The sequence below is a fragment of the Radicibacter daui genome, from assembly GCA_030657355.1.
In the GTDB taxonomy this organism is placed as follows: Bacteria; Pseudomonadota; Alphaproteobacteria; order Radicibacterales; family Radicibacteraceae; genus Radicibacter; species Radicibacter daui.
In genome coordinates this window covers 357,585-374,999 of record CP131057.1, presented here as the reverse complement: position 1 = coordinate 374,999, position 17,415 = coordinate 357,585, and the positions used below count along the sequence as shown (strand labels likewise).

Genomic DNA, 17,415 nt, shown 5'->3' with positions numbered 1-17,415 from the left:
GGCCGGGAGCATCCGCCGATGGATTATGCCGAACTTCAGGTCACCAGCCATTTTTCCTTTCTGCGCGGTGCTTCCAGCTGCGCGGAGCTGTTTGCGCAGGCAAAACTGCTGGGCATCGCCGCCCTTGCCATCACCGACCGGCATTCGCTAGCCGGCATCGTGCGGGCGCATGAAGCCGCGCGCGAGCAGGGTGTGCGCCTCATCATCGGCACCCGCATCGATCTGGACGACGGCACCACCCTGCTGCTTTATCCTGAGGGCCGCGCCGGTTATGCCCGGCTGTGCCGGTTGCTCTCCCTCGGCAAGGCTCGCGCCGGCAAGGGGCAGTGCCAGCTTTTCTGGGACGATGTGGAAGCCTGGCAGGAAGGGCTGGTGGCCATTCTGGTGCCGGACGAGGCTGATGAACGCCTTGCCTTCCAGCTGGCCCGCCTGCGGCGCCTTTTCGGCAAATCCTGTTACATCGCCCTCACCCTGCGCCGCCGGCCGGGCGATGCGCAGCGGCTGGAAGCGCTGGAGCGGATGGGCAGCGAGCATGCCGTGCCCGCCATCGTGACCAATGATGTGCTTTATCACGAACCGCGCCGGCGCATTTTGCAGGATGTCGTCACCTGTATCCGGGAGGGCACCACCATCGATGCTGCCGGTTTCCGCAAGGAGCGCTTTGCCGACCGGCACCTGAAAACGCCGCAGGAAATGGCCCGCCTGTTTGCCCGCCACCCCCAGGCCCTTGCCCGCACCGGCGAGGTGATGCGCCGCTGCACCTTCAGCCTTGATGAGCTGACTTATCAGTATCCGCTGGAGGAGGATGAGCCCGGCCTCAGCGCACAGCAGACGCTGGAGCGGCGGATCGAGCAGCACCTGCCGGGGCGCTATCCGGAGGGAGCGCCCGAAAAGGTCCGTCAACAGATCGCCCATGAGCTGGCCCTGATCGGCCGGCTTGGTTACGCCCCCTATTTCCTCACCGTCCACGCCATTGTCCGGTTTGCCCGTTCGCAAGACATCCTCTGTCAGGGCCGGGGCTCGGCGGCCAACAGCACCGTCTGTTATGTGCTCGGCATTACCAGCATCGATCCGGCAAAAAACGACCTCCTCTTCGAGCGTTTCGTCAGCGAGGAGCGGCGGGAGCCACCGGACATCGATGTCGATTTTGAGCATGAGCGGCGCGAGGAGGTAATCCAGTGGATCTATGAGCGTTATGGCCGCCACCGCGCAGCGCTTACCGCCGTTGTTACCCGCTATCGTACCCGCGGCGCCATCCGCGATGTCGGCAAGGTCATGGGCCTTAGCGAGGATGTGATTGCTGCCCTATCAGGCCAGGCCGGACACTGGGACCGTAACGGGCTGGAGGAAGAAAAACTCGCCGGCATCGGCCTTAACCTTGAAGACCGGCGCCTCAGGATGACGCTGGAGCTGGCGCGCGAGCTGATGGGCTTTCCCCGCCACCTCTCCCAGCATCCCGGCGGTTTCGTGCTGACGGAAACCCGGCTCGATGAACTGGTGCCGGTGGAGCCGGCAGCGATGGAAAACCGCCAGACCATCGAGTGGGACAAGGACGATATCGACCTGCTGAAATTCATGAAGGTCGATGTGCTGGGGCTTGGCATGCTGGGCTGCCTGAGGCGCGCTTTCGCGCTGATGGAAAGCCATAAGGCACTGCCGCTGGAACTTGCCACCGTGCCCGCGGAAGACCCTGCCACCTACGCCATGATCCAGAAGGCCGATACCATCGGCGTGTTCCAGATTGAAAGCCGGGCGCAGATGTCGATGCTGCCCCGGCTGAAGCCAAAGAATTTCTACGATCTTGTCATCGAAATCGCCATTGTCCGCCCCGGCCCCATCCAGGGCAACATGGTCCACCCCTATCTGCGCCGGCGCGAAAATCCTGCGCTCGTGGATTTTCAGGGCCGTGACGAACTCAAGGAGGTGTTGGGAAAAACCCTCGGCGTGCCGCTGTTTCAGGAACAGGCCATGCGCATCGCCATGGTGTGTGCCGGTTTCAGCGCCACCCAGTCGGATGGCCTGCGACGCGCGATGGCCACTTTCAAGAACACCGGCACCATCGGCAACTACCGGGAAATGCTGATCTCCGGCATGCTCGGGAACAACTACAGCCTTGAATTCGCCGAGAGTATTTTTCGCCAGCTTGAAGGCTTCAGCTCCTACGGTTTCCCTGAAAGCCATTCAGCCTCCTTCGCTCTGCTGGCCTATGCCTCCTCCTGGCTCAAATGCCATCATCCGGAGGTTTTCGCCGCCGCTCTCCTTAATTCCCAGCCCATGGGCTTTTATGCCCCGGCGCAGATCGTGGCCGATGCGCGCCGCCATGGAGTGGAAGTGCGGCCAGTCTGCGTCGGCGCTTCCGTCTGGGACAACACGCTGGAGCCCCTGCCCGGCCGGGATCGCAAGAACGGGGGCAGCTTCGCCCTGCGCCTTGGCCTGCGCGAGGTAAAGGGCCTGTCGAAGGACCATGCCGACCGGCTGGCCGAGGTACGGGAAGCCGGGCCCTTCCGCGACCTTCCCGACCTGTGGCGGCGGGCCGGCATTCCTGTGGAAGCCCTGCGCCATCTAGCCGATGCCGATGCGTTCCTGCCCGCCCTTGGCAAGGCAAGGCGGGAGGCGCTGTGGGAGATCCGGGGCCTGCCCGATGAACCGCTGCCGCTCTTTGCCGCTGCCGGCGCCGATGACCGGCAAGCCGCGCCGGATAACATCCCTGCCGCCATGGCCCTGCCCGTCATGCCGGCCCCGCGCGAGATGATGGAAGATTACCGCCACACCGGCCTCAGCCTGCGCCGCCACCCGCTTTCCTGGCTCAGGCGGGAGATGGAGGCCCGGCGCGTGGTGCCGGCGGCAGAACTCAAAGCCCACAAGGATGGCGAGCTTGTCTCCATTGCCGGCATCGTGCTGGTGCGCCAGCGCCCCGGCAGTGCCAGCGGTGTCATGTTCATGACGCTGGAGGATGAAACCGGCTGCGCCAATGCCATCATCTGGCCTGCCCTGTTTGAAAAACAGCGCCCGACCATCCTCGCCGCCACCCTCGCCCTCTGCCATGGCCGTTTGCAGATCGAAGGCGATGTCATTCATGTGGTGGCGCAGCAGGTCGACGATCTCAGCTCCCTGCTGCATGGCCTTGACCGGGAAGCCGATGCCGGCCTTGCCGGCGACGCCCCGCTCACCATCCGCTCGCGGGATTTTCGGTAACGCTCACAACAACCTTTGGATCTGAATGGCCACAATGCGCCACGCGGCGTACTATGTGCCACAAAATGAAAAATATGGCACATGTGTAAAAATGAGGAAAAAATGACCTTTCATGTCAACATCACCCCGAATGGGCGGTTAAGCCTGCCCGCCGAACTGCGCAAACGTCTTGGCCTCGCCAATGGTGGCGCGCTGTTAATTGAAGAAACAGACAACGGCCTGATCCTGCGCACGGTTGCCCAGTCAGTCGCTCACGCACAGGCATTGGCGCGCCGTTACACAGCGGACAAACCAGAAACCTCGGTCGATGCATTCCTGGCCAATCGCCGGTCAGAGAGTGGGGAATGAGCGGCGTCATACTCGACGCTTCGGCACTTCTGGCGATGCTCCGGGAAGAGCCCGGCGGTGCAGAAGTTGCTGGGGTCATTCACGACGCCTGGATCAGTGCCGTCAATTACGCCGAGGTCGTCAGCCACTTTGTTCATGCCGGCATGCCCGCAATCGAAGTGGACGCCATGCTCCGGCCGCTTCCTTTCAGCATTCTAGCCGCAGATACGGAAACGGCGCGCCTTGCCGGACGTTTACGGGCACTCACCTCGGATGCTGGCCTGTCCCTCGGCGACAGGTTCTGTCTTGCACTTTCCCTCCAGGAAGGACTGCCTGCATGGACTGCAGACCGGCAGTGGGGCTCCATAGCTGATCGCATCGGGGCGAAAATTTTCATTATCAGATGATCGGTGCCGTTCGCGGGATTTCAGGTGACAAGCCTCCCCCCGACCCGCTACGCCGGAGACAGCATCATCGGGGAGGAAAACATGAGCGCCGTATCGTTCACGTCGGAAGAAATCCTGGCCCAGGAAGCCGAACTCCAGTTCGAGCAATTCGATACCGACACCGCCTGGGAAGTAGGCTCGGCGCTGCGCGCGGAAGCAGTGAAGCGCAAGGCGGGGGTGGTCATCGCCATCAGCCGCAACGGGCAGCTTCTTTTCTACAGCGCCCTTGCTGGCACCTCGCAGGACAATGCCGAGTGGGTGCGGCGCAAATCGGCGGTTACCAACCGCTTCCAGCATGCCTCGCTCTATATGCGCCTCAAGGCCGAGGCCGGCGGCGCCGACTTCAACACCAAATATTATCTCAGTACCGACGACTACCTGGCCCATGGCGGCTGTTTTCCGCTCGGCGTGCGCGGCGCCGGCGTTATCGGCACCATTACCGTCAGCGGCCTGCCGCAGCTGGAAGATCACGCCCTTATCGTCGATGTACTGCGGAGCTATCTGAAGAAGTGAAAAGAAAAACCCGCCGGCATCAGTCGGCGGGTTTTTCTGAAATGCAACGATGGTCGGTTGCCTCAGGCAACCAGCGCTTTCTTCTGCGCGTCCGTCAGCGCCGGATAGTCGGTATAGCCTTTGGCGCTGCCGCCATAGAGCGTGGCACGGTCCAGAGTATTGAGCGGAGCACCAAGGCGCAGACGCTCGACCAGATCCGGGTTTGCAATGAAGGGACGGCCGAAGGCGATGACATCGGCGGCGTCCGTCTCCAGCTGCTTTTGTGCCAGCGCCAGATCGTAGCCGTTATTGCCCATATAGGCGCCCTTGAAGAGCGGGCGCAGGGTCGTGGTGTCGAAACCGCCGGGCAGCTGACGATCACCGCCCGTGGCGCCTTCCACCACATGCAGATAGGCAAGGCCGCGTGCCGAAAGCTCGGTCACGAAACGGCGGAACAGCGGCTCCGGATTGCTGTCGGCAATATCGTTGGAGGGGGTGATCGGCGAGATGCGGATACCGGTGCGGCCAGCGCCGGCAACGCTCACCACCGCATCTACCACCTCAAGCGGGAAACGCATGCGGTTATCGATACTGCCGCCATAGGTATCGGTGCGGTGGTTGGTCTTGTCGCGCAGGAACTGGTCAAGCAGGTAGCCATTGGCGGCATGGATCTCGACGCCATCAAAACCGGCCTCCAGCGCATTGCGCGTGGCGCGGCGATAGTCCTCGACGATGCCCGGCAGCTCGTTCACGTCCAGCGCACGCGGGGTGACGAAGGGCTGGAAGCCGGTTTCGGTAAAGGCCTGGCCTTCCGGCTGAATGGCGGAAGGGGCAACCGGCAGGGCGCCATCCTTCTGCAGGCTGGGATGAGAAATGCGGCCGACATGCCAGAGCTGGATGACGATCTTGCCGCCTTCGGCATGCACCGCATCCGTTACCCGGCGCCAGGCTTCCACCTGCCGGGAGGACCAGATGCCCGGGGTGAAGGCATAACCCTTGCCCTGCTGAGAAATCGGCGAGGCTTCGGTGATGATAAGGCCGGCACTGGCGCGCTGGCGGTAGTACTCGACCGTCAGGTCGGTGACCGCATCGTTAGCGTCAGCACGGCTGCGGGTCAGCGGCGCCATGACCACGCGATTGGCAAGCGTGATGTCGCCAAGCCTGGCCGGCGTGAAAAGAAGGGACTTGTGATTGACCACGGAGGGTAACTCCCGCTCGTCTGTGGATGCCTGAGGCTTTTGCAGATGGGCGGAATGCTGCGTCGCGGCAAGGGGCCTATTCGGCCGCGGCGGCCAGAAATGCCTTTTGTGTGGGAGCCGCCACAGAGGCAGCGCCGGTTCCCGCGCCCTCGCGCCATACAGGCTGCACCAGCACATGGCCGAGCGCGGCATCCTGCCGCACCAGTGCCGGTACATTATAGACGTCGGCAACAAGCTCGCGGGTCAGCACCGCCTCCGGCGTGCTGCACGCCCGCACCCGCCCTTCCGCCAGCACCAACACTTCATCCGCGACCGCTGCGGCAAGGCCAAGATCATGCAGGATGACCAGCACGCCGCAGCCGGCACCGGCCAGCCGCCGCATGGCGAGGACCAGCTGGCGCTGGTGGGAAAGATCAAGCGCACTGGAAGGTTCATCCAGCAGCAGCAGCCCTTGCGGTCCCCCGGTATGGTGAAGCTGCGCCAGTACGCGGGCAAGCTGGGCGCGCTGGCGCTCGCCGCCGGAAAGTTGGGTATAGGGGTTCGCCGCGAGGTGCTGCATGTCCACCGCCTCCAGCGCCAGAGCTACCGCTTCGCGGTCAAGCGCGGGGTTGCCGTCGCGGGCAAAGGCTATGCGCCCCATCGCCACCACCTGCTCCACCGTGAAACCGAATTCCAGGCTCTCACGCTGGGGCAGTACCGCCCGGCGCCGTGCCAGTTCCAGCGGGCGGTGTCCGGACAAGGCACGCCCTTCCAGCCGGGCCGTGCCACCTTCCGGTCGCAGGGTCCCGGCGGCGACGGAAAGCAGCGTGGACTTGCCGGCACCATTGGGGCCGAGCACGGCGGTGACCTGCCCCGCCCGCACATCGAGATCGACACCGGCCAGCAGGTCGCGGCCATTGCGCCGCACATGGATATTCCGCAGGGCCAGCATCAGAACATCTTTCGCCTTTGGCCGAGCAGCAGCCAGATGAAGAAAGGCCCGCCCACCAGCGTGGTGACGATGCCGATGGGCAGCTCCGCCGGGATAACGGCCAGACGGGCGATAATGTCTGCAAGCGACAAAAGAGCTGCTCCCATCAGGCCAGAGGCCGGGATGAGGGTGCGATGATCGGGGCCGAACATCATGCGCACCAGATGCGGCACGACGAGCCCGACAAACCCGATACCACCCGAAACCGCAACGCAGGCGCCAACGACAAGCGCGCTCATGATGATCGTCACATGCTTGAGGCGGGTCACATCAATGCCGACATGCCAGGCCTCGGCCTCCCCCAGCAGGAAGGCATTGAGGGCGCTGGCCTGGCGGGCAAGAACGGCAACGCCGACAGCGATCAGGAAAAGCGCCGGCGCCATGCCGGCCCAGTTGCCGCCGGCAAGGCTGCCCATGCTCCAGAAGGCGAAGGTCCGCAGCTGGTTATCCGTGCTGATATAGGTAAGCAGGCCAATGCCGGTCTGGCAGATGGCGCCGACGGCAACACCGGCCAGCAGGATAAGGGCAACGCTGCTGGCGCCGCGCCGGGTACCCAGAAGGAACACCAGCACCGTTGCGATGCAGCCGCCGACAAAAGCCGCCAGCGGCAGGACCACCGGGCGGATGGGCGGCGGCAGCAGAAAGGTGAAGGACGCGCCCAGAATGATGACCAGGGCGGCAGCAAGGCCAGACCCGCTGGAAACGCCGATCAACCCCGGGTCAGCCAGCGGATTGCGAAAGAGCCCCTGCAGCGCCGCGCCGGCAACCGCAAGCCCGGCGCCGACAAAAAGGGCCAGTACCGCCCGCGGCAGACGGATGATCTTCAGCACCTCGACCGTGCCGGCATCCGCCCCCGGCAGGGTGATGCCGAGCGGCGAAAGCAGCGCTCCGGCGATATCGGCTCCGGTCACGGAAACCGCGCCCAGCCTGATGGAGGCGAGAAAAGCCAGCACCACCATCAGGCCAAGCACCACAAACCGGCCCCGACGCCCGAGGCGCCAGGCAGCCAGCGGCTGCGCGGCAGTATCGAGCGCCATCCGGCTCATGACGGGCCGGAGCCCGGATGCAGGGCGTGGAACAGATCGGCCACGGCATCCGGCGTGCGCGGGCCAAAACCGAGCAGATACATGGTATCCATCACCACGATGTTGCCCTTCTGCGCTGCCGGCGTCAGCGCAAGCTGCGGCAGCTGGGCCAGCTTATCCGCCCCACCCAAGGCAGCGGCGGTATGGCTGGGCACTACGATGTAATCGGGTTTGGTCGCCACAGCGGCTTCGGCCGAAATCGGCTTGTAACCGTCATAGCCTTCGGCGGCATTGATGCCGCCGGCAAGGGCGATCATCGCCGCGGCACTGGTGTGGGCCCCGGCAGCACGCGGCGCCCCCTCCCCCGCGCTCATCAGAAACAGCACGCGGGGCCGGGTGCCGGCTGCGGCCACCTGCGTCTCGATCTTGCCCAGCTTGCCTTCGACATCGGCCGCCAGGCTATCGGCCGCAGCGTCCGCCCCCACGGCTTCACCTACCGCCCGGATTTTGACGGCAAGGCTCTCGCCATCCTCGGCCGCCGGTGTCAGGGCGAGCGGCACGCCAGAGGCGCGCACCTGTGCCAGCACCTCGGGCGGACCGGCATCATGGCCGGCGACGATCACATCCGGATGCAGCGAGAGCAGCCCCTCCGCGGAAAGGGCACGGGCATAGCCGATCTTCGGCAGCCGGGTCACTTCAGGCGGGTAGAGGCTGGTGGTATCGACGGCCACCAGCCTGTCCTCATAGCCGAGTGCTACCAGGATCTCCGTCACCGAACCGTCGGCGCTGACGATGCGGGCCGCATCCGGCACCCGCACGGCTTCGTCGGCAACAGCCCTGCTTGCGGCCAGTCCCGCAAGCAGGGCCATCAGGGCAAGACTGCCCTTCAGCGGCAGGGTGCGCATCAGCGAATACCTTCCGGAAGCGGGGCGAACCCGGCGAGCTTCTCGACCAGCGCGGTCCATTCCGGCAGTTCCGGATCATGCGCCTTGCGCTCGCCCAGCATGATCAGCACATGCTCGCCGTTCGCGTTGTAAAGCTCGAGGCTGTGTAGCCAGGTTTCCGATGTCGGGCGACGCAGGGCATAGGCCGAGGTCACCAGATCTTCGCGCAGATGCAGGTTGAAGCCCGGATCGAGGATGTTGAGCCAGGGGCCCATGATCTCGACACGGCTGATAGGGCCGGTATGGATCTCGATGCAACCGGAGTTGCCAACGAAGATCATGATGGAAAGGCCGGTGCTCGCGGCATGGTTCAGCGCTTCGCGGAAGGTTGATACCGGCACCGGCTGGCAAAGGTCGGGGCCGACTTCCCTCAGCGCCTGCTCGCGCGGCACGCCGAACTTCTTGATGATGCCGAAAAACTCATGCACGTCGCGCATGCCGAGCCAGGCCTCGCGGAAGGCCGGCACATCCAGGTCGATAGTCGCCGGGCGTTCACTGGCCGGTGCCGGCTCCAGCGTCAGTTCATGCGGCTGCACCGGCGCCTTCCAGCGCTCGATATAAGCGGCAAGGGCAGCAAGATCGGTTTCCGGCCTGGCATGGACCTTGTGCATGGCAACGCCATGCTGGTCGAAGAACTGGATGCTGCGGCGGGTGGCATCTCCCACGCCCACCTCGACAGCAGCGGCCAGATGCCAGCGGCTGGTGAAAAGGCGTAGGTCGATGGTACCGTTGATGATGACGGCGGCCCTGTGGCTGCCGCTCGGCTTGCCATAGGTGCCCACCTTCTCGATCACCGCCTCTTCATTGCGCGTCAGCGCCATGACCGGACCGAGCGTGGCAAGGTCTCCCACCATCTCCAGCCATTCGCCGGAAAGCAGGGTCACGCGGTTGGCGGGATCGACCAGCAGAAGCTCGGCTTCACTGATGTCGAGTTTCTCGGCGACATCGCGGGCCCGCAATTTCGGATCGGCCGCCAGCAGATCGTGACGCTGGCGGCGCAGCGTCTCCAGACGGGAGGCAGGAAGGTCGGCCGATTGCGGCGCGGGGGAAACGAGGGTCATCCGGAATGCCTCCATGAAAACGGGCGCCAGCAGCGATGTGTCAGCCCGGGCCAAAGCGTCCCGGCCAGCGTCCCGGGGAGCATTGGCCGAGGTAATTTTTAATGCGAATGACTCGCATTGCTGATTTCTTGTCAGCAGCCGGAGAGGGTGTCAACGGCCCTGAGCGGCGTTTCAGCCAATGGCCCCAAAATCAGAAAAACTGCCCAAAGGCCGCAGATTCATTAGAAAATTCTTCCCTATCGCCGTTGCGCTTTCGCCACGCTGCCCGCCCCCGCGCCCTGCATGCGGCCTTATTCCCGAAGCCTTGTTGACACGATCCGCAAATGCGAGCCATTCGCACTACGCACTTTGTTGCGAACGATAATCAACTGCACGCCCGCCCACTCCTTCCCTTTCCCAAGGGAATGCGTCGTGCCGGCAGAGGGCGTGCCGGGCACCGACTGCGAGGCAAACATCATGAGAAGAGAAAAAGACCGGCTGCTGTCAGCAACCGCCTGCTCCCTGGCGCTGGCCGCCTTCAGCCTTGTCACCGCCTATGGCACCGCTGCCAAAGCGCAGAGCACCGGCAGCACAGCATCCACGGCGACGACCGACAGCAGCGGCGCCGCAGTTACCGCACCAGTCGTTGTCGAGGACACCCGCACCGTTGTGACCCCGGCCACCGATACGCCGGCCACGATCACGGTCACCAAGGATGAGATCGACGCCAAGCAGGTCGACAGCTACACCGAGGTCGACCGTCTGGCGCCCGGTGTGAGCTACAACAACACCAGCGAGAGCTTCAATATCCGCGGCCTTGACGGCCCTCGTGTAGCGATGACGATCGATGGCATTCCGCTGCCCTGGGTCACGGACGCCGTGCGTAATGGCGACCCCGGAGTCAGCGGCTACAGCGGTGGCGCCAACACGGTCGATTTCTCCAGCCTGTCGCAGCTTGATGTCGTCCGCGGCTCAGATTCAAGCGTCGCGGGAAGCGGGGCCCTGGGGGGAAGCGTGGCCCTGCGCACGCTGGACCCGGAGGATATTCTTGAGGGCGACGCCACCTTTGGCGGCATCAGCAAAGTAGCGATCGACACCACGGACCGCAGCTGGAGCCTCAACCAGGCCCTCGCCGGCCGGGCAGACAACACCTACCTGATGGTTCAGGGCGGGTACAAGAACGGCCATGAAACGGATAACAAGGGTGACGACAAGGGCGCCGGCCCAACCGTCCGCACGGCGGCCAATCCCGACGACTATGATCAGGAAAGTTTCCTCGCCAAGCTGAACCAGTATGTCGGCGACGACACCAGGCTGGGCCTTACCGGTGAAATCTTCCACCGCGACGACGAGGCCTCACTCTTCACGGTGGCTCCCGCGACCTATGGTGTCGGCAATTACGACAACGACAAGACGGTCGAGCGCAAGCGCCTTTCCGGCTCCTACGATTTCAAGTCCTCTGATGGCAGAAGCTGGTTCGATGAAGCCAATGCCAATGTCTACTGGCAACGCGTCAAGCTCGGCGACGATATCAGTACCTACCGGCTCACAGGTGTTGTCGGCGATTATAGCCGTGACGCCGACCGTGAAACCACGATGTATGGCCTGAATGGCACCCTAGTGAAGGAATTTGAGGCTTTGGCGCCTCATAAGCTCTCCTTCGGCGGTAACCTCGACCGTAATGAAGATTCACAATATGCGGCGGGTCAAGACAGCTGCGCCACAACGACGCCGACTCCCGCTTCCTGCGCTTTCTTCCACAACAACCAGTCTGACATGCCGGACGTGGAAGGCTTGACCCTGGGCCTCTTCGCCCAGGACCAGATCGGCTTCGTGGACAATACCGTTCGCCTTATCCCCGGAGCCCGTTTCGACTGGTATGAGCAAAAGCCGCAGGAAACCGCCAGCTTCACCGGGAACGCCGCTTATACCGGCCTGCCGGATGAAAGCTCCGACCACAAGATTTCGCCCAAGCTGCGGGCTGAGTGGGATGTGATTCCCGAGGTAACGCTCTACGGCCAGTGGGCGCAAGCCTTCCGCGCGCCGACCGTCAACGAGCTCTACCAGGCCTATGGCGGTGTCGGCAGCTATGTCAGCCTCGGCAATCCGGACCTGAAGCCCGAGACCAGTAACGGTTACTCAATCGGTGCCAATCTGGGCGACGAGAAGTTCGGCGGCAGCCTCTCCGGCTACTACAACAAGTACCGCAACTTCATCGACACTGAGAGCCTGGGTGCCACGACGGACTTCCCGCTCGGGGTCACCGAATATGTCAACCGCAACAAGGTCACGATCTATGGCGGTGAGGCGACCGCGCACTACAAGTTCGACAACGGCCTCCATACCACCGGCTCGCTGGCCTATGCCTATGGCGAGGATGACGACAGCGGTGACTACATCGACACCATTCCGGCCTTCAAGACCATGCTGAATGCCGGCTATGCCAAGGAAAACTGGGGTGTCGACTCCTACCTGACCCTGGCCATGGCGCATGATCAGGCCGAGACGGAAGTCCAGAAGACGCCTGGCTATGCCACTGTCGACTTCACCGGCTGGTATCAGCCACTCAAGAACGTGACCCTGCAGGCCGGTGTCTACAACCTGCTGGACAAGACCTACTACGACCCGCTGGACATCCCGTCCGACACGACCCTGCAGCAGGACTACTATTCGCAGCCGGGCCGCACCTTCAAGGTCTCCGCGACCGTGAAGTTCTGAGACCACCCCTTCCGGTCGCCTTCCCTCAAGGCGCCCAAACAAAACCCCGCCGGAGCGGTCCGGCGGGGTTTCCTGTTTCTCCGGCCCGAAGGTGGAGGAACCGTTGTCTTAGTTCGGGATCGTGCCGATCACGCCTTCGACATAGTAGTTCATGCCCGAGAGCTCGTCGTCGGACAGGGTCTTGCCGGCCGGGATAACCTCGGAGCCGTCCTGCTTCTTGATCGGGCCCTGGAAGGGGTGGCGCTTGCCGGTCTTGATATCGTCCTCAACCTTCAGCGCTTCCGCCTTCACATCAGCCGGCAGCTTGTCGGAGAAGGTAGCGAGGTTGACCATGTTGGCCGCAAAACCACCCCAGGTGTTGTCCGGCTTCCAGGTGCCGTCGATCACGGCCTGGATGCGCTGGGTGTAATAGTCGCCCCAATGGTCGACGATGCCGGTCGCCTGGGCGTCCGGCGCGTACTGGTGCATGTCGCCAGACTGGCCAAAGCCCCAGAACCCGCGCTGCGCAGCGGCCTGCAGCGGCGCCGGGCTGTCGGTGTGCTGCATGATGACGTCCACGCCCTGGTCCATCAGGGCCTGGGCGGCGGCGGCTTCCTTGCCGGGATCATACCAGCTGTTGACCCATACCACGCTCATGGTGACGTTCGGGTTCACCGCGCGGGCAGCCAGCGTGGCGGAGTTGATGCCCTGGATAACTTCCGGGATCGGGAACGAGGCGACGTAGCCAATCTTGTTGGTCTTGGTCAGGCGCCCGGCCATGGTGCCGATGACAGCGCGGCCTTCATAGAAGCGCGCATTGTAGATGCCGACATTGTCAGCCGTCTTGTAGCCGGTGGCGTGCTCGAACTTCACCTTCGGGAACTGCTTGGCAACCTTGATGGTCGCATCCATGAAGCCGAAGGAGGTGGTGAAGATGATGTTGGCACCGGAGGCGGCCATCTGGCGGATCACGCGCTCGGCATCAGCACCTTCCGGCACGCTTTCCACATAGGAGGTCTCGACCTTGTCGCCGAGGTTCTTCTGGGCTTCAAGGCGGCCCATGTCGTGCTGCTGGCTGTAACCGCCGTCATTGTGCGGACCGACATAGATGAAACCGGCCTTGACCTTGCCGTCGGCATGGGCGCCTGCGGCGGCGAGGCCGAGGGCCACGGCGGCAGCCGTTCCCAGGACCCGCGACAGGATGCTCTTGCTCATCACTTGCTCTCCCCTGTTGGAGCTTGCTGTTAAACCTGTTGTTGTCACGCCGTCGGCAGGAAGGGCTTGCCCAGGGCCGCCGGCGCGTTGAGTTTCACGCGCGTTGCGTCGCGTGAAATGATGACGAGAACGACGATGGTGGCCGCGTACGGCAGCATCGAGAGAAGCTGCGGCGGTATCGACACCCCCATTCCCTGAACATGCAGCTGGGCAATGGTTACCCCGCCGAAGATATAGGCACCAAGCATGGCGCGCCATGGCCGCCAGGTGGCAAAAACGACGAGCGCCAGCGCGACCCATCCGCGCCCCGCCGTCATGTTCTCCGCCCAGAGCGGCGTATAGGCGAGCGAGAGATAGGCCCCGCCCAGCCCCGCCATCGCTCCGCCAAACAGCACGGCGGCAAAGCGGATACCGATCACCGGATAACCGATGGCATGCGCCACATCCGCACTCTCCCCCATCGCGCGCAGGATAAGGCCCCCGCGGGTGCGGTAGAGGAAATACCAGACCGCCGCGGTGATGAGCACGGAGCCGTAAACCAGCGCGTCGTGAGAAAAGAAAGCAGGCCCCAGAAGCGGGATCTGGCTCAGCAGCGGGATATCGATCTTGCCGAGACGCGGCACGGTGGTGCCGACAAAACCCTGCCCGGCGAGCGCGGAAAGCCCGGTGCCGAACATGGTGAGCGCAAGGCCCGTCGCCACCTGGTTGGTCAGCAGGAAAAGTGTCAGGAAACCGAAAAGCGCGGCCATGGCGGCGCCGGCCAGCATGGCGGCGATGAGGCCGCCAAAGGCGCCGCCGCCGGCACTGTCGACGGCAAAGCCGGCAACCGCGCCCACCAGCATCATGCCTTCGACACCGAGATTGAGCACGCCGGACTTCTCCGTCACCAGCTCGCCGATGGCGGCAAGCAGCAGAGGCGTGGCGGCGATGATGGTCGCGGCAATGATGGCGCCGGTTGTGTCGAGAAACATCGCTGCCTTACCCCTTCGCCGCCCGGGCACCCGTTACTGCTCCCTGTCCGGTCCCACGCCAGCGGATCCGGTAACTCACCAGCACATCGCAGGCGAGCAGGAAAAACAGCAGCATGCCCTGGAACACGCCGGTTACCGCCAGCGGCATACCCATATTGATCTGCACCGCCTCACCGCCCAGATAGCTGAGCGCCACCAGAAGCCCCGCCAGCAGGATGCCGAGCGGATGCAGGCGGCCAAGGAAGGCCACGATGATGGCGGTAAAGCCGTAACCCGGCGAAATCGTCGGCTGCAGCTGGCCGATAGGCCCCGCCACCTCGAAGATACCGGCGAGCCCGGCAAGACCGCCGCCGGCCAGCAAGGTCATCCACACAAGGCGCGGCTGGCGAAAACCGGCATAACGTGCCGCTGCCGGGGCAAGGCCTGCCACGCGGATCTGGAAGCCGACAAAGCTCTTTGCCACCACCACCCAGGCTATCCCGACGATGAGGAGGGTGATGATGGTGCTGGAAGTAACGCGGGTGCCGTCAAGAATGGTCGGCAGCAGGGTCGAATCCGAAAAGGCCTTCGACTGCGGAAAACCGAGTGCCGCCGGGTCACGCAGCACCCCGTGCACCAGCAGGTTGAGCAGCAGCTGGGCGATATAGGTGAGCATCAGGCTCACCAGAATTTCGTTGGTATTGAAGCGCGTGCGCAAAAAGGCCGGGATCGCCGCCCAGGCCATGCCGGCCAGCACGCCGGCGATGATTTCCAGCGGCAGGATATACCAGCCTGTCAGATCATTGAGCGCCAGCGCCACCATGCCGCCAAAGAGCGCCCCGATGGTGAGCTGCCCCTCGGCACCGATGTTCCATACATTGGCACGGAAGCCGAGCGACAGGCCGATGGCAATCAGCACCAGCGGCGTTGCCTTCACCGCCAGCTCGCTGAGGCCGTAGGTGTCGCTGATCGGCGCAATGAAGAAGTTGTAGAGCGCCACATGCGGGGCAAAGCCCATGAGCGCAAACAGGACAGAGCCACCGATGAGCGTCAGCACGACCGCAATGAGCGGAGCGGCATAGACCATGACGCGTGCCGTTTCGGCACGCGGCTCCAGCCTGAGCAGCGGCACTTTCTTGTGAGACATGTCAGGCAGCCTCCCCGGCAACCGTAAAGGAGCCGCCCATCATCAGGCCGATGCGCTCGGTCGTGGCCTCCGCCCTATCGATGGCGGGAGAAACACGTCCGGCACAGATGGCGCAGATACGGTCTGACATGACCATGAGTTCGTCGAGATCCTGCGAGATGATGAGAACGGCCGCCCCGGTGGCCGCAAGGTCGATGATGGCCTGATGAATGGCAGCCGCCGCGCCGGCGTCAACACCCCAGGTAGGGGCGGAGGCGACAAAGACGCCCGGCGCCTGCCCGATCTCGCGCCCAATGATGAATTTCTGCAGGTTTCCGCCGGAAAGTCCGCGCGCTTCCGCCTGCGGCCCGTTAGCCTTGACGGCAAAGCGGCTGATGATTTCGCCTGCGCGTCTGGCTGCGTCCGCGGCCTGCACAAGACCGTGACGCACAAGCGAGAAACGCTGGTGTCCGGTGAGCAGTGCATTTTCAGCCAGCGTCAGCTCCGGCACGGCGCTGCGTCCCTGCCGCTCTTCCGGCACCACGGCAAGGCCAAGACTGCGGCGCTCCGCCGGGCCCTTGTCGCCGATGTCGGTGCCATCGAGCGCCAGCATGCCGACCGGCACTTTTTCCTCCCCGATAAGAGCGGAGATCAGCTCTGCCTGCCCGTTGCCGGCGACACCGGCCATGCCGAGGATTTCGCCGCCCCGGATCTCGAAGCTCACCTTGTCGAGCGGGGTACCGAAGGGGCTGGTGGAGGCGATGGTCAGGCCGCCCACCGTCAGGCGCTTGGCGCCAATGCGGCCCTCATCCGGCTTGCGTTCAGCTTCGGCAAAATCCTGCCCGATCATCAACCGGGCAAGAGAGCGGGAGCTTTCTTCAGCCGGCACCGCCTCGGCCACGCGCTTGCCGCCGCGCAGGATGGTGGCCTTGCCGCACAGCGCCCGGATTTCGTCCAGCTTGTGGGAGATATAGAGAATGGTCATGCCCTCGGCCGCGAGGCGCCGCAGGGTTTCAAACAGGCGGTCGGCCTCCTGCGGTGTCAGCACCGAGGTCGGCTCGTCCATCACCAGGAGTTCCGGGTTCTGCAGCAGACAGCGCACGATTTCTATGCGCTGGCGCTCACCAACGGAAAGCTCATGCACATGCCGGTTCGGATCGAGCGGCAGACCATAACGCTCGGAGGTCTCGCGAACCTTCCCGGCCACAACCGCCAGCGGCTCGGTCTTGTCGATGCCGAGCCACACATTCTCCGCAACCGTCAGCGTCTCGAAGAGTGAAAAATGCTGGAACACCATGGCGATGCCCAGTTTGCGCGCAGCCGCCGGGCTGCCGATTTCAACCGGGCTTCCATGCCAGAGAATTTCGCCCGCATCCGCCTGCAATACGCCATAGAGAATCTTGACCAGTGTACTCTTGCCTGCCCCGTTTTCGCCGAGAAGAGCGTGGATCTCTCCTGCCTGAAGGGCGAGATCGACGGCATCATTGGCAAGGACACCCGGAAAGGATTTGGTTATGCCTTTAAGGGCAAGGCGATAAGGCGGCAGGTTCATTCGGTCGCTTCTGTCGACGGCGTTGACCTTTCCCCTCCGCAAGAGCCACGCCATGTCCGGAAATGGTAACAAAGGCGGGTTCCGACGGTCGGATCGGAGAGATAGATTGCATATCTTTTACACAATTTGCCGGATTTTTTGCCGCGCCTGCCTTGACCGGTTCCCCAGCGGCTAAAATTCGCCCCGGCAACAAACGGCAACAATTGTTGAATTGGACTGGTAGGGGGTGCTGTGGCA

Annotated in this window: 14 protein-coding genes; 5 read left to right on the top strand and 9 right to left on the bottom strand. The window is 63.7% G+C overall.

Annotated elements, in window-relative coordinates; translation table 11 throughout:
- Nucleotides 1–18 precede the first annotated feature (18 nt).
- From QTL98_RS21505 to QTL98_RS21490, 4 genes are all read left to right on the top strand, one after another.
- Nucleotides 19–3,195 carry an error-prone DNA polymerase gene (locus tag QTL98_RS21505; RefSeq protein WP_445682867.1) on the top strand — a complete coding sequence of 1,059 codons (3,177 nt, stop codon included), beginning with the start codon at nt 19–21 and terminating at the stop codon, nt 3,193–3,195.
- Between the two features lie 102 nt (nt 3,196–3,297).
- Nucleotides 3,298–3,543 carry an AbrB/MazE/SpoVT family DNA-binding domain-containing protein gene (locus QTL98_RS21500; protein WP_445682866.1) on the top strand — a complete coding sequence of 82 codons (246 nt, stop codon included), beginning with the start codon at nt 3,298–3,300 and terminating at the stop codon, nt 3,541–3,543.
- Nucleotides 3,540–3,929, top strand: coding sequence for a type II toxin-antitoxin system VapC family toxin (locus tag QTL98_RS21495; protein WP_445682865.1), 390 nt, complete (start codon nt 3,540–3,542; stop codon nt 3,927–3,929). The genes QTL98_RS21500 and QTL98_RS21495 overlap by 4 nt, the downstream gene beginning before the upstream one ends.
- A gap of 81 nt (nt 3,930–4,010) precedes the next feature.
- The gene (locus QTL98_RS21490; protein ID WP_445682864.1) at nt 4,011–4,481 is read left to right on the top strand and encodes a heme-degrading domain-containing protein; all 471 of its coding nucleotides are present in this window, start codon (nt 4,011–4,013) and stop codon (nt 4,479–4,481) included.
- Between the two features lie 62 nt (nt 4,482–4,543).
- Here the strand turns inward: QTL98_RS21490 and QTL98_RS21485 are convergent, their stop codons facing one another.
- The 5 genes from QTL98_RS21485 to QTL98_RS21465 form a co-directional block, all read right to left on the bottom strand.
- A complete protein-coding gene (locus tag QTL98_RS21485) occupies nt 4,544–5,659 on the bottom strand; it encodes an alkene reductase (RefSeq protein WP_445682863.1) in 1,116 nt (371 codons plus the stop codon).
- 76 nt (nt 5,660–5,735) lie between these two features.
- Nucleotides 5,736–6,590 carry a heme ABC transporter ATP-binding protein gene (locus QTL98_RS21480; RefSeq protein ID WP_445682862.1) on the bottom strand — a complete coding sequence of 285 codons (855 nt, stop codon included), beginning with the start codon at nt 6,588–6,590 and terminating at the stop codon, nt 5,736–5,738.
- On the bottom strand, nt 6,590–7,675 hold the full coding sequence (locus QTL98_RS21475; RefSeq protein ID WP_445682861.1) for a FecCD family ABC transporter permease: 1,086 nt from the start codon (nt 7,673–7,675) through the stop codon (nt 6,590–6,592). The genes QTL98_RS21480 and QTL98_RS21475 overlap by 1 nt, the downstream gene beginning before the upstream one ends.
- Nucleotides 7,672–8,559: a heme/hemin ABC transporter substrate-binding protein gene (locus QTL98_RS21470; protein WP_445682860.1), complete on the bottom strand. Its 888-nt coding sequence runs from the start codon at nt 8,557–8,559 to the stop codon at nt 7,672–7,674. The genes QTL98_RS21475 and QTL98_RS21470 overlap by 4 nt, the downstream gene beginning before the upstream one ends.
- A complete protein-coding gene (locus QTL98_RS21465) occupies nt 8,559–9,659 on the bottom strand; it encodes a hemin-degrading factor (protein ID WP_445682859.1) in 1,101 nt (366 codons plus the stop codon). The genes QTL98_RS21470 and QTL98_RS21465 overlap by 1 nt, the downstream gene beginning before the upstream one ends.
- Before the next feature lie 456 nt (nt 9,660–10,115).
- Between QTL98_RS21465 and QTL98_RS21460 the strand changes: the two genes are divergently transcribed.
- A complete protein-coding gene (locus tag QTL98_RS21460; protein WP_445682858.1) occupies nt 10,116–12,356 on the top strand; it encodes a TonB-dependent hemoglobin/transferrin/lactoferrin family receptor in 2,241 nt (746 codons plus the stop codon).
- 108 nt (nt 12,357–12,464) lie between these two features.
- Here QTL98_RS21460 and QTL98_RS21455 read toward each other — a convergent pair whose 3' ends face one another.
- The 4 genes from QTL98_RS21455 to QTL98_RS21440 are packed head-to-tail and all read right to left on the bottom strand — an operon-like array spanning nt 12,465 to nt 17,178.
- Nucleotides 12,465–13,550: a BMP family ABC transporter substrate-binding protein gene (locus QTL98_RS21455; protein WP_445682857.1), complete on the bottom strand. Its 1,086-nt coding sequence runs from the start codon at nt 13,548–13,550 to the stop codon at nt 12,465–12,467.
- Between the two features lie 44 nt (nt 13,551–13,594).
- Nucleotides 13,595–14,521: an ABC transporter permease gene (locus QTL98_RS21450; RefSeq protein WP_445682856.1), complete on the bottom strand. Its 927-nt coding sequence runs from the start codon at nt 14,519–14,521 to the stop codon at nt 13,595–13,597.
- 7 nt (nt 14,522–14,528) lie between these two features.
- A complete protein-coding gene (locus QTL98_RS21445) occupies nt 14,529–15,647 on the bottom strand; it encodes an ABC transporter permease (RefSeq protein ID WP_445682855.1) in 1,119 nt (372 codons plus the stop codon).
- A gap of 1 nt (nt 15,648) precedes the next feature.
- The gene (locus tag QTL98_RS21440; protein ID WP_445682854.1) at nt 15,649–17,178 is read right to left on the bottom strand and encodes an ABC transporter ATP-binding protein; all 1,530 of its coding nucleotides are present in this window, start codon (nt 17,176–17,178) and stop codon (nt 15,649–15,651) included.
- Between the last annotated feature and the right edge of the window lie 237 nt (nt 17,179–17,415).